This window comes from Streptomyces sp. SID10853, assembly GCF_010548145.1.
Taxonomy (GTDB): domain Bacteria; phylum Actinomycetota; class Actinomycetes; order Streptomycetales; family Streptomycetaceae; genus Streptomyces.
In genome coordinates this window covers 1-11,609 of sequence record NZ_JAAGLN010000222.1, presented here as the reverse complement: position 1 = coordinate 11,609, position 11,609 = coordinate 1, and the positions used below count along the sequence as shown (strand labels likewise).

The 11,609-nt window shown below is 69.2% G+C and carries 4 protein-coding genes, 1 tRNA gene, 1 rRNA gene and 1 pseudogene; 1 reads left to right on the top strand and 6 read right to left on the bottom strand.

Features of this window, described 5'->3' with window-relative positions:
- From G3I19_RS29310 to G3I19_RS29300, 3 genes and pseudogenes are all read right to left on the bottom strand, one after another.
- A pseudogene (locus G3I19_RS29310) lies at positions 1-1,004 on the bottom strand (cell division protein FtsK); the annotation flags it as partial.
- 145 nt (positions 1,005-1,149) lie between these two features.
- Positions 1,150-1,830, bottom strand: a complete 681-nt coding sequence (locus G3I19_RS29305; RefSeq protein WP_164266742.1) for a response regulator — start codon at positions 1,828-1,830, stop codon at positions 1,150-1,152.
- Positions 1,831-2,086: 256 nt separating this feature from the next.
- Positions 2,087-7,573, bottom strand: a complete 5,487-nt coding sequence (locus G3I19_RS29300) for a HAMP domain-containing protein (RefSeq protein ID WP_164266741.1) — start codon at positions 7,571-7,573, stop codon at positions 2,087-2,089.
- Positions 7,574-7,836: 263 nt separating this feature from the next.
- On the opposite strand from G3I19_RS29300, the gene G3I19_RS29295 reads away from it, so the two are divergent.
- Complete coding sequence (locus G3I19_RS29295) at positions 7,837-10,494, top strand: SpoIIE family protein phosphatase (protein ID WP_164266740.1); 2,658 nt, start codon at positions 7,837-7,839, stop codon at positions 10,492-10,494.
- 49 nt (positions 10,495-10,543) lie between these two features.
- On the opposite strand, the gene G3I19_RS29290 is transcribed toward G3I19_RS29295, so the two are convergent.
- The 3 genes from G3I19_RS29290 to rrf all read right to left on the bottom strand — a co-directional run bounded on the left by G3I19_RS29290 (position 10,544) and on the right by rrf (position 11,602).
- Positions 10,544-10,616: transfer RNA gene (locus tag G3I19_RS29290), tRNA-Thr, on the bottom strand.
- Positions 10,617-10,711: 95 nt separating this feature from the next.
- The gene (locus G3I19_RS29285) at positions 10,712-11,389 is read right to left on the bottom strand and encodes a DegT/DnrJ/EryC1/StrS family aminotransferase (RefSeq protein ID WP_164266739.1); all 678 of its coding nucleotides are present in this window, start codon (positions 11,387-11,389) and stop codon (positions 10,712-10,714) included.
- Positions 11,390-11,485: 96 nt separating this feature from the next.
- Positions 11,486-11,602, bottom strand: a 5S ribosomal RNA gene (gene rrf, locus G3I19_RS29280).
- Between the last annotated feature and the right edge of the window lie 7 nt (positions 11,603-11,609).

The window sequence follows — 11,609 nt, the reverse complement described above, 5'->3', positions numbered from 1 at the left end:
GGCCGGCCGGGCGCCGGCTGCACGGATGGCCTGCGCGGCTTGGTACGGCGCTTGGTGAGTGCCTGCTCCTCGGCGGCCTCGGCGTCGTACACCTCGGCGGTGCGGCCGCGCGGTGCGGCCGTGCGGCGGCCGGCCGGCAGCGACTCGCGCCACTGTTCCTCGTACCGCTCGTCGTCCTGCTCGTCCTGCTCGGCGCCCGCGGGCTCGGGGTCGACGATACCGAGCCGGGCCCCGAGCGCCTTGAGCCGGTGCGGGATGGCGGTGACGGGGGTGGCCGTGACGACCAGCAGCCCGAAGACGGTCAGCAGCAGGAGCAGCGGTACGGCGAGGACATCACCCATCAGGAAGATCAGCGGCTTGGACGCGGCCCAGCCGATCAGCCCGCCGGCGTCCTGCATGGCAGATGTGCCGTCCCCGCGCCCGGGAGCGCCGCAGGCGATGTGGACCTGGCCGAGCACTCCGAGGACCAGCGCGGACAGCCCGATCACGATCCGGCCGTTCGCCTCCGGCTTCTCCGGGTGGAGGATCAGCCGTACGGCGATGGCTCCCAGCAGTATCGGAACCAGCAGATCGAGCCGGCCGAAGGCGCCGGTGATCAGCATCTCGACGAGATCACCGACCGGTCCGTGCAGATTCGACCAGGTGCCGGCCGCGATGACGAGCGCGAGGCCGAGCAGCAGCAGCGCCACCCCGTCCTTGCGGTGGGCCGGGTCGAGCCCCTTCGCGCCGCGTCCTATGCCGCGGAACATCGCGCCGACGCCGTGGGCCGCGCCGAGCCAGACAGCCCGTACGAGCCGGTAGACGCCTCCGGTGGGGGACGGCGCCGGTTTCGGTGCGGGCTTCGCCGCCGCCTTCTTGGCGGGCGCGCGCTTCGCGGGGGCGGTCTTCTTCGCGGCGGTCTTCTTCGCCGGAGCTGCCTTCTTGGCTGGGCCGGTACGGCCGGCACGCGGCTTGGCGGTGCCCGCCGCGCCTGGGGAACCCTTGCCGGACGTACGTGAGGCCATGGAGGCGAGGTTACCTGTGTCGGCGGCGACGGACACGCGTGCTTACCGCTTCACCCGTTCGTGTCGCCGGGGTGAACATGCCTTCTTGACGCGCGGTGACGCTTGGTGACGCGCCCTCAGCGGACGGCGATCGCCGGACGGCCCGTCAATTCTGCGAGGGCACCGGGGCAGTCGGGCCGCCCGTGCCCGGCTCCAGCGCGTCCAGAGCCCGGCGGAGACCGGTGAGTTTGCGCTCCAGATGGGCGGCGGTGGCGACCGCGGCCGCGTCCGCCGACTCCTCGTCGAGCTGTTTGGAGAGCGCCTCAGCCTGCTCCTCAACTGCCGCGAGCCGCGCGGACAGTTCGGCGAGGAGCCCGGCGGGCTCCTTGGCGTCACCGACCGCGGGAGCGCTGCCGTCGAGCTGGAGACGCAGCAGCGACGCCTGCTCACGCAGCTGGCAGTTCTTCATGTAGAGCTCGACGAAGACCGACACCTTCGCCCGCAGCACCCACGGGTCGAACGGCTTCGAGATGTAGTCCACGGCGCCCGCGGCATAGCCACGGAACGTGTGGTGCGGACCGTGGTTGATCGCGGTGAGGAAGATGATCGGGATGTCCCGGGTCCGCTCCCGCCGCTTGATATGCGCGGCGGTCTCGAAACCGTCCATGCCCGGCATCTGGACGTCCAGCAGAATCACTGCGAAGTCATCCGTCAGCAGCGCTTTGAGCGCTTCCTCCCCGGACGATGCCCGCACCAGTGTCTGATCGAGCGCGGAGAGAATGGCCTCCAGCGCCAGCAGATTCTCCGGCCGGTCATCGACCAGGAGGATCTTGGCCTTCTGCACCATGGCCCGTCCTCCTCGTCCCGGCAGTGCACCGGGCGCCGCCCCAGGGGACAGCTCCGTAACGCCGTCCGTCCTTGTGCCGGTCATGGTAACCGCACCCCGCCCGTCGCCACACCCTGTCACCGTGATGTCACCGCGATGTCACGGCGCTCGTATGCAGAAACGCGCCGGGAGACCAGAAGGTTCCCCGAATGCGCCCCTCTCACACGCCTTCAGCCACAGTCAGTCAGCAACTCCTGTAGATTCACTCATCAATCGATCACTCACCGCGCATCCACTGCTCCATTACCGTGAGCAAATGGTCAGGGTCCACAGGCTTGGTGACATAGTCGGAAGCACCGGATTCGATGGCCTTCTCCCTGTCGCCCTTCATCGCCTTCGCGGTCAGCGCGATGATCGGCAGCCCGGCGAACTGCGGCATCCTGCGGATCGCCGTCGTCGTCGCGTAACCGTCCATCTCCGGCATCATGATGTCCATCAGCACGAGCGTCACATCGTCGTGCTGCTCCAGGACTTCGATGCCCTCGCGCCCGTTCTCCGCGTACAGCACCGAGAGCCCGTGCTGTTCGAGAACGCTGGTGAGCGCGAAGACGTTACGGATGTCGTCGTCGACGATCAGCACCTTCTCGCCGTTGAACTGGAAGACCCGGCGCGGCTCGGCCGGCTCCTGGGGCTCCTCCGCCCAGGTATCCGGCTCCGCGGTCGCCGCCTGCACCCCTGAACTGGCGGGCAGCGCGGGCTGTCCGCCGGACGGTCCCAGCGACCTGCGGCGCCGGCGGAACAGCTCCGCGGGACCGCCCTGGCCGTCCGTGGGCGCCATGCCGGACGCCTGGCCCGCTTCGGCCCGCGACGCCCCCTCGTCGGCCCCGCCCGGCGACCTCTCCAGGCCGCCCGGAGTCAGCTGCGGATACCCCTGCGGCGGCAGCTCGCTGCCGTGCAGCGGCATGTACAGCGTGAACGTCGAACCACGGCCCGGCTCGCTCGCCGCGTGGATCTCCCCGCCGAGCAGCCGTGCGATCTCCCGGCTGATGGACAGACCGAGCCCGGTGCCCCCGTACTTGCGGCTGGTGGTCCCGTCCGCCTGCTTGAACGCCTCGAAGATCACCCGCATCTTGCTGGCCGCGATACCGATCCCCGTGTCGGTGACCGAGAAGGCGATCAGATCCCCGTCCGCCTCGCGCAGCGAGCCCGCTTCGAGCAGCTGCTCACGGATGGCGTTCGGCACATTGGCGTTGGCGGGCCTGATGACCAGCTCCACCGCCCCGGTGTCGGTGAACTTCACCGCGTTGGAGAGGAGGTTCCGCAGCACCTGCAGCAGCCGCTGCTCGTCCGTGTGCAGCGTCGCGGGCAGTTCGGGCGAGACCCGCACGGAGAAGTCAAGGCCCTTCTCGGCCGTCAGCGGACGGAAGGTGGCCTCGACGTAATCGACGAGCTGGACCAGCGCGATCCGGGTCGGGCTGACATCCATCTTGCCCGCCTCGACCTTGGACAGATCCAGAATGTCGTTGATCAGCTGGAGCAGATCGGAACCCGCGCCGTGAATGGTCTCCGCGAACTCCACCTGCTTCGGCGAGAGATTTCCCTCGGCGTTGTCGGCGAGCAGCTTGGCGAGAATCAGCAGCGAGTTCAGCGGAGTACGCAGCTCGTGCGACATGTTCGCCAGGAACTCGGACTTGTACCGCATCGAGACGGCCAGCTGCTCGGCACGCTCCTCCAGGACCTGCCTGGCCTCCTCGATCTCGGTGTTCTTCACCTCGATATCGCGGTTCTGCTGGGCCAGCAGCTCGGCCTTCTCCTCCAGTTCGGCATTCGACGCCTGAAGGGCCTTCTGCCGGTTCTCCAGTTCGGCCGAACGCTCCCGCAGCTGCTCGGTCAGCTCCTGCGACTGCTTGAGCAGCACCTCGGTCTTCGAGTTGACGCTGATGGTGTTGACGCTCGTCGCGATCATTTCCGCGATCTGGTTGAGGAAGTCCTTCTGGATATGCGTGAAGGGCTGGAACGAGGCCAGCTCGATCACGCCGAGGACCGTCCCGTCGAAGAGCACCGGCAGCACGATCACATGGGCGGGCGGCGCCTCACCGAGACCGGACGAGATCTTCAGGTACCCCGGCGGCACGTTCTCCACCAGGATCGTGCGCTTCTCCTCGGCGGCCGTGCCGATGAGCGTCTCGCCCGGCCGGAACGTCGTCGGCATGGAGCCGGCCGAGTAGCCGTAACTGCCGTGCATCCGCAGCTCGTACGCGTTCTCGTCGCCCGCGCCGCTCTCGGCGGCCGAACCGGTCGGCACCGCCAGGAAGAACGCGCCGTGCTGGGCGGAGACGACCGGCGTCAGCTCGCTCATGATGAGCGATGCCACGTCCACCAGCTCACGGCGCCCCTGCATCAGCCCGGAGATACGGGCCAGGTTGCCCTTGAGCCAGTCCTGCTCCTTGTTGGCGACGGTGGTGTCACGCAGGTTGGCGATCATCGTGTTGATGTTGTCCTGGAGCGCCTGGATCTCGCCCGCCGCATCCACATCGATCTTGAGATTGAGGTCGCCGCGGGTCACCGCGGTGGCCACGGCCGCGATGGCGCGCACCTGACGGGTCAGGTTCCCCGCCATCTCGTTCACCGACTCGGTCAGGTCGCGCCAGGTGCCGTCCACGTCCCGCACCCGGGCCTGACCGCCCAGCTGGCCCTCGGTGCCCACCTCACGGGCCACCCTGGTCACCTGCTCGGCGAAGCTCGACAGCTGGTCGACCATCGTGTTGATGGTGGTCTTCAGCTCCAGGATCTCGCCCTGGGCGTCGATGTCGATCTTCTTCGTCAGGTCGCCCTTGGCGATGGCCGTGGTGACCGTGGCGATCTGGCGCACCTGCCCGGTCAGATTGGACGCCATCGAGTTCACCGACTCGGTGAGGTCCTTCCACGTACCGGAGACCCCCGGCACCCGCGCCTGGCCGCCGAGCGAGCCGTCCGTACCCACCTCACGCGCCACCCGCGTCACCTCGTCCGCGAACGAGGACAGCGTCGTCACCATGGTGTTGACGGTGTCGGCGAGCTGCGCGACCTCGCCGCGCGCCTCCACCGTCACCTTCTTGGTCAGATCGCCGTTGGCGACCGCCGTGGCGACCTGCGCGATGTTCCGCACCTGACTGGTCAGGTTGTTGGCCATCAGGTTCACGTTGTCGCTGAGGTCTTCCCAGATGCCGGTGACCCCGCGCACCCGGGCCTGGCCGCCGAGGATGCCCTCAGTGCCCACCTCGCGCGCGACCCGCGTCACCTGCTCGGCGAACGACGACAGCTGATCGACCATCGTGTTGACGGTCGTGACCAGCTCGAGGATCTCGCCCTTGGCGTCGACGGTGATCTTCTTCGAGAGATCGCCCTTGGCGACCGCCGTGGTCACCTCGGCGATGTTCCGTACCTGCGAGGTCAGGTTGTTCGCCATGAAGTTGACGGACTGGGTGAGGTCCTTCCAGGTGCCGGATACCCCCTGGACCTCGGCCTGACCGCCCAGGATCCCCTCGGTGCCCACCTCGCGCGCGACCCGCGTCACCTGCTCCGCGAACGACGACAGCTGATCGACCATCGTGTTCAGGGTGTTCTTGAGCTCCAGGATCTCGCCACGCGCGTCCACGTCGATCTTCTGCGACAGATCACCCCGGGCCACCGCCGTCGCGACCTGCGCGATGTTGCGGACCTGAGCGGTGAGGTTGCCCGCCATCCCGTTCACCGAGTCGGTCAGATCGCGCCACACCCCGGCCACCCCGGGCACCTGCGCCTGACCGCCGAGCCTGCCGTCCGTACCGACCTCGCGGGCGACCCTGGTCACCTGCTCGGCGAACGCCGACAGCTGGTCGACCATCGTGTTGATGGTGTTCTTGAGCTCCAGGATCTCGCCGCGCGCGTCCACGTCGATCTTCTGCGACAGATCACCCCGGGCCACCGCGGTGGTCACCTGGGCGATCTGGCGCACCTGCGACGTGAGGTTGCCGGCCATGAAGTTGACGGAGTCGGTGAGTTCCTTCCACGTACCGCTGACACCGTCCACCCGGGCCTGCCCGCCGAGCCGGCCCTCCGTGCCCACGTCACGCGCCATCCGCGTCACCTGGTCGGCGAACGACGAGAGCTGCGCCACCATCGTGTTGACGGTGTTCTTCAGCTCCAGCATCTCCCCGGCCACATCCACGGTGACCTTCTGCGACAGATCACCGTTGGCGACCGCCGTCGTCACCTGCGCGATGTCGCGGACCTGCCCGGTGAGGTTACGGAAAGCCGTGTTCACCGAGTCGGTGAGGTCCTTCCAGGTGCCCGCGGCGCCCGGCACCTCGGCCTGCCCGCCGAGGCGGCCCTCGACCCCGACCTCACGCGCCACCCGGGTCACTTCGGAACCGAAGGACTGCAACTGGTCCACCATCGTGTTGACGGTGTTCTTCAGCTCCAGCATCTCCCCGGCCACGTTCACCGTGACCTTCTGCGACATGTCACCGTTGGCGACCGCCGTCGTCACCTGGGCGATGTCCCGCACCTGCGTCGTGAGGTTCCGGAAGACGGTGTTGACGGAGTCGGTCAGGTCCTTCCAGGTGCCCGCGGCGCCCGGCACCTGCGCCTGGCCGCCCAGCAGGCCCTCGGCGCCGACCTCGCTGGCCACCCGGGTCACTTCGTCCGCGAAGGTACGCAGCGTCTCGGTCATCTGGTTGATCGTCTCGGCGAGCTGGGCGACCTCGCCGCGCGCGCTCACCGTGACCTTCTGCGAGAGATCACCGTTGGCGACGGCCGTGGTGACCTCCGCGATACCGCGCACCTGCGACGTCAGGTTCCCGGCCATCGTGTTCACCGAGTCGGTGAGGTCCTTCCACACACCGGCCACACCCGGCACGGCCGCCTGACCGCCCAGCTCGCCCTCCGTGCCCACCTCACGCGCGACCCGGGTCACCTCGGATGAGAACGAGGACAGCTGGTCGACCATCGTGTTGACGGTGTTCTTCAGCTGGAGCATCTCACCGGCCACATGGACGGTGACCTTGCGTGACAGATCGCCACGGGCGACGGCGGTCGTGACGAGAGCAATGTCACGCACCTGCGCGGTCAGCCGGTACGCCATCGTGTTCACCGAGTCCGTGAGGCCCTTCCACGAACCGGACATACCTCGCACCTGGGCCTGACCGCCGAGCTTGCCCTCGGTGCCGACCTCCAGCGCGACGCGCGTCACCTCGTCGGTGAACGCCGACAGCTGGTCCACCAGGTTGTTGACCGTGCGGGCGACCTTCAGGAACTCGCCGCGCAGCGGCCGCTCCACCCCGTCCATGGCCTGCGAGCGCAGGTCCATCCGCTGTTCCAGATCACCCTCGGCCACCGCCGACAGCACCCTGCCGACCTCGGAGACCGGCCGCGCGAGATCGTCCACCAGCTCGTTCGACGCATCGATCGCGACCGCCCAGGAGCCCTCCAGGGCGCCCGTCTCCAGCCTCTCCGTGAGTTTTCCCTCACGGCCGACCATCCTGCGCACCCGGGCGAGCTCGCCCGTCAGATGGAGATTCCGGTCGGCGACCTCGTTGAAGACGGCCGCGATCTCGGCCATCGTGCCTTCGCCCGAGACCGTCAGACGCCGCCGGAAGTTGCCGTCGCGCATCGCGGCCAGAGCTGTCAGAAGTCTGCCCAGGGCGGCGGTATCCACTTCAGTTGTCCCGTGGTGTCGCTTTTTTGGCGACTGTCCGCTTTTTGCGCGCGTGTTCTTGTCACGCGCCGCCGTGCCAGACTCCACCGTGTCCCTCCCGCAGGGGTTGGCCGTACTGCCCGGGGCTGTACCGAGAAGCTTGCCCAGTGTTTCACCATGGCAGGACCAGGCCATAACAGTTCGGCAGCTTTGCATACCGTCCCCGCCCACTGAGGGCGGAAACCCCGTAACCGGCATCCGCACGGACCGCGAAGGTAAGTAACCTGGCATCCGGCTGTCCAACCGTCCCGGTCCGCCCGGCGGGGGCGGAGGCACCAGTACTACCACCGGGCAGCGAGGGGCGGGCCGACATGGCAGAGCCGGGCGTCGAGACGCGTACGAGGAGTTCTGTGATCACCGCGCGGGCGGCTGCCAGTTTCGAACCGGTCGGACGGTCGGTAGCGACCGCCCGTACCTTTGTACGTGACACCCTCCAGGGGTGGGGTTATTCCGACGTCGTCGACGACGCGGTCGTCCTCACCAGCGAGCTGGTCACCAACGCGGTGGTCCACGCGGGCACCAACGCCGACGTCCTGTGCCTGCGGACCGACGAAGGCATCCGGGTGGAGGTCGCCGACCACTATCCGGAGCGTGAGGTCCCGCTCCAGGGCAGCGGCCAGTCCTTCGGCAACCCGGACCGGGAGGGCGGCCGCGGACTGCTGCTCTGCGCGGCCCTCGCATCCCGCTGGGGCGTCGACTACACACCCACCCAGAAGCAGGTGTGGTTCCAACTCGACCTGCCGCAGCGCCCGGTGGGTGCCCGCTCGGCAGGGCCGCTGCTCCCCGCCGAGCTCCTCCCTGTGGCCGACGGACGCGTCCGGGTGGCCGTGATCCAGATCGACGCGACCGGCGCCGTCTCCTCCTGGAACGAGGACGCGACGGAGCTCTTCGGCCACCCCGCGGACCAGGTCGTCGGCAAGCAGCTCACCGACTTCGCCGCCTGGCCGCACACCCCCGGCACCGGCACCGGCATCGCCGACGCCCTCCAGCTGTCCCGCTGGGAAGGCAGCTACGGCATCCGCACCGCCGACGGCAGAGTCGTCCCGGTGTACGCCTCCCACCTGCGGGTACGGGACGCGCAGGGCGAGCCGAGCACCGTCTGTCTCCTGGTCAACGACTACGAGCGCGCCGTCCTCCAGACACCGGCGCGCACCCCGCAGAACGACTCGAACTCCTTCACCGACCACCGCACCACCGACCCGTTCGAGGTCTTCATCGGCTCCCCCGCCCCCGACGACCTCGACGGCCTCCTCCAGCGCACCGTCGAGCGCGCCCGGGACATGCTCGACGCGGACGCGGCGTTCCTGCTGCTCGCGACGGACGACGAGACGGAGCTGGAAGTACGGGCCACGACCGGCCTGCCCTCGGCCCGTCAGCGCTTCGCCCGGGTCCCGGTCGAGGCCGGCACCGGACGGTACGGATCGGCGCGGATGCCCGCCGTCCACGAGGACCTCGCGGCCGTGCCCGGCGCCGTCCCCCTGCTGAACGGCACGGGCATGCGGTCCGTCGTCACCGTCCCGCTCAAGGTCGAGGGCCGCCTCACCGGCTCCCTGGGCGTCTCCACGGAGGCACCCGGCCGGTACTCCAACGAGCAGGCACTGCGTCTGCAGTTCGCCGCCGACCGCATCGCGCTCGCCGTCGAGTCGGCCCGGCTCGGCGAGCTGGAGAAGCTGCGGCGCGGCTCGCTCTCGTTCCTCGTCGAGGCGTCCGACCTGCTGGCGGGCACCCTCGACCGCGACCAGACCCTCGCGCTGATGGCACAGATGACCGTGCCGACCCTGGCCGCCTGGTGCGCCGTCTACACCATCGCCGACCAGTCGTCGGAGCCGTACCTCTCCTATGTCCTGCACGAGGACGAGGAGCGCATCGACGGCCTCAAGGCGCTGCTCTCCCGGATCAGCCCGCCCGAGCCCGTCCCGACCCCGGGCGCCCGGAGCTGGGCCGCTCCCGGCGAGGCGGCGCACCAGGCGGCGCTGACGTCGTCGATGCGCAGCCTCGGTCTCGGGTCGAGCCCGGCGCTCGGCTCTGGCATCGGCACCACGCTCGCCACGGCCGCCGCGGTCGGCGGCGAGACCGTCGTCCTGCCGCTGGTCGCCCGCAACCGCGTCATCGGCATGCTGACGCTCGGCAAACCGTCCGACGACCACTTCCGCCAGGAGATCCTGGAACTCGCCGAGGACCTCTCGCGCAGGGCGGCACTCGCGCTGGACAACGCCCGCCTGTACTCGGAGCGCACCGCCATCAGCCAGGCCCTGCAGCGCAGCCTGCTTCCGCCGGGCCTGCCCGAGGTCCCCAATGTCGAGGTGGAGGTCATCTACCGCGCGGCGGGCGAGGGCAACGAGGTCGGCGGCGACTTCTACGACCTCTTCCCCATCCGGGACGGCGCCTACGGGTTCGCCATCGGCGATGTCTGCGGCACAGGCCCGGAGGCGGCCGCCGTCACCGGCCTGGCCCGCCACGCGCTGCGGCTGCTCGCCCGGGAGGGCTTCTCGGGGCCCGCCGTCCTGGAGCGGCTCAACGCCGCCATCCTCGACGAGGGCGCCCGCAGCCGCTTCCTGACGCTCCTCTACGGCGAGCTGTGGCCCCAGGAGGACGGCAGCGCCCTCCTCAAGGTCGTCTGCGCCGGACATCCGCTGCCCCTGCGGCTGCGGCAGGACGGCACCGTGGAGTCCGCGGCCGAGCCGCAGCCGCTGCTGGGCGTGATGGAGGACCTGGAGCTGTACGAGCAGGCCGTGACCCTCGAACCTGGCGACGTACTGCTCTGCGTCACGGACGGCGTCACGGAGCGCCGCGAGGGCACCCGGATGCTCGGCGACGACGGCCTGGCCGACGTGCTCAGCACCTGCACCGGTCTGACGGCCGGCGCGGTGGCCGGCCGCATCCTGCGCGCGGTGGAGCGGTTCGCCGCCGAACCGGCGTCGGACGACATGGCGATCCTGGCCATGCGCGTTCCGGAACCGCCCAAGTAGCACATACGCGAAAGGCCCCCGCCAACCGGCGGGGGCCTTTCGTTGTGAGAGCCCCAATACGGAATCGAACCGTAGACCTTCTCCTTACCATGGAGACGCTCTACCGACTGAGCTATTGGGGCGCAGCAACGAGATAGATCATACCCGAAGTCGAGGGTGCTTCCCGCCAGCACGCCGGCGCCGTTCCACAGCCCCGCGTCAGCACCAAGCCATCTGTTCAGAGGGCGGGTTGGAGCAGACCGCCGAGCGCGTTGCAGGAGGAGACCATCCGCTGCAGCTCACGCCGGCGCAGCGAACCGTGCACCGGAAGCGCGAGGGTCTCGTCGGCGGCCCGCTCGGTCTCCGGCAGCCGCACATCACGCCGGAAAGCCGGCATACGGTGAACGGGCGTCGTCACGGGCACCTCGCACCCCACTCCCCTGCGCCGCAGGGCCTGCGCGAAGGCATCGCGGTCAGGACGCCCGTTGCCCGGCACCCGCACCACGTAACGGTCGTACGTATGGGCCGGGTTCGGCACCGGTGTGCGTACGCCGGTCAAGCGGTCGCGCAAGTACGCCGCGTGGGACCGGCGTTGCTCGACTTCGTCCGCGGCGGCGACAGCGTCGCCCGGTCCGATGACCAGGAGCCCGTGGGTACGCCCGAGTTCACCGATCCGCGCCAGGTCCGGCGGGTGCCCGAAGGCGGCGACCGCCACCACGGCGGTTGTACGTGAGGTGAGTACGGCAGCGACCGCATCCGGGTCGAGGCAGTAACTCCCGGGATCTATGTCGGCGAAGACGGGCCTGGCCCCGGCCATCACCACGGCTGCAGCAGCTTCGGCATCGCCGTACGCCGGCACGACGACCTCGTCACCGACTCCGACGCCTGCGGACTTCAGGAACCTCGCGGTACTCATGACTGCATGCTGCGGGGCGTACGTGAACACCAAGTGACAGGGCATAAAAAAACGTCGGCCCCTGAACCGAAGTTCAGGGGCCGACGTTGAAAGATTGTTCGGCGGCGTCCTACTCTCCCACAGGGTCCCCCCTGCAGTACCATCGGCGCTGAAAGGCTTAGCTTCCGGGTTCGGAATGTAACCGGGCGTTTCCCTAACGCAATGACCACCGAAACACTAT

What these genes read in the sequence shown, in the direction of transcription:
- G3I19_RS29305 (WP_164266742.1), bottom strand. Translation starts at nt 1,830, where the DNA reads ATGGTGCAGAAGGCCAAGATCCTCCTGGTCGATGACCGGCCGGAGAAT.
- G3I19_RS29295 (WP_164266740.1), top strand. Translation starts at nt 7,837, where the DNA reads ATGGCAGAGCCGGGCGTCGAGACGCGTACGAGGAGTTCTGTGATCACC.
- G3I19_RS29285 (WP_164266739.1), bottom strand. Translation starts at nt 11,389, where the DNA reads ATGAGTACCGCGAGGTTCCTGAAGTCCGCAGGCGTCGGAGTCGGTGAC.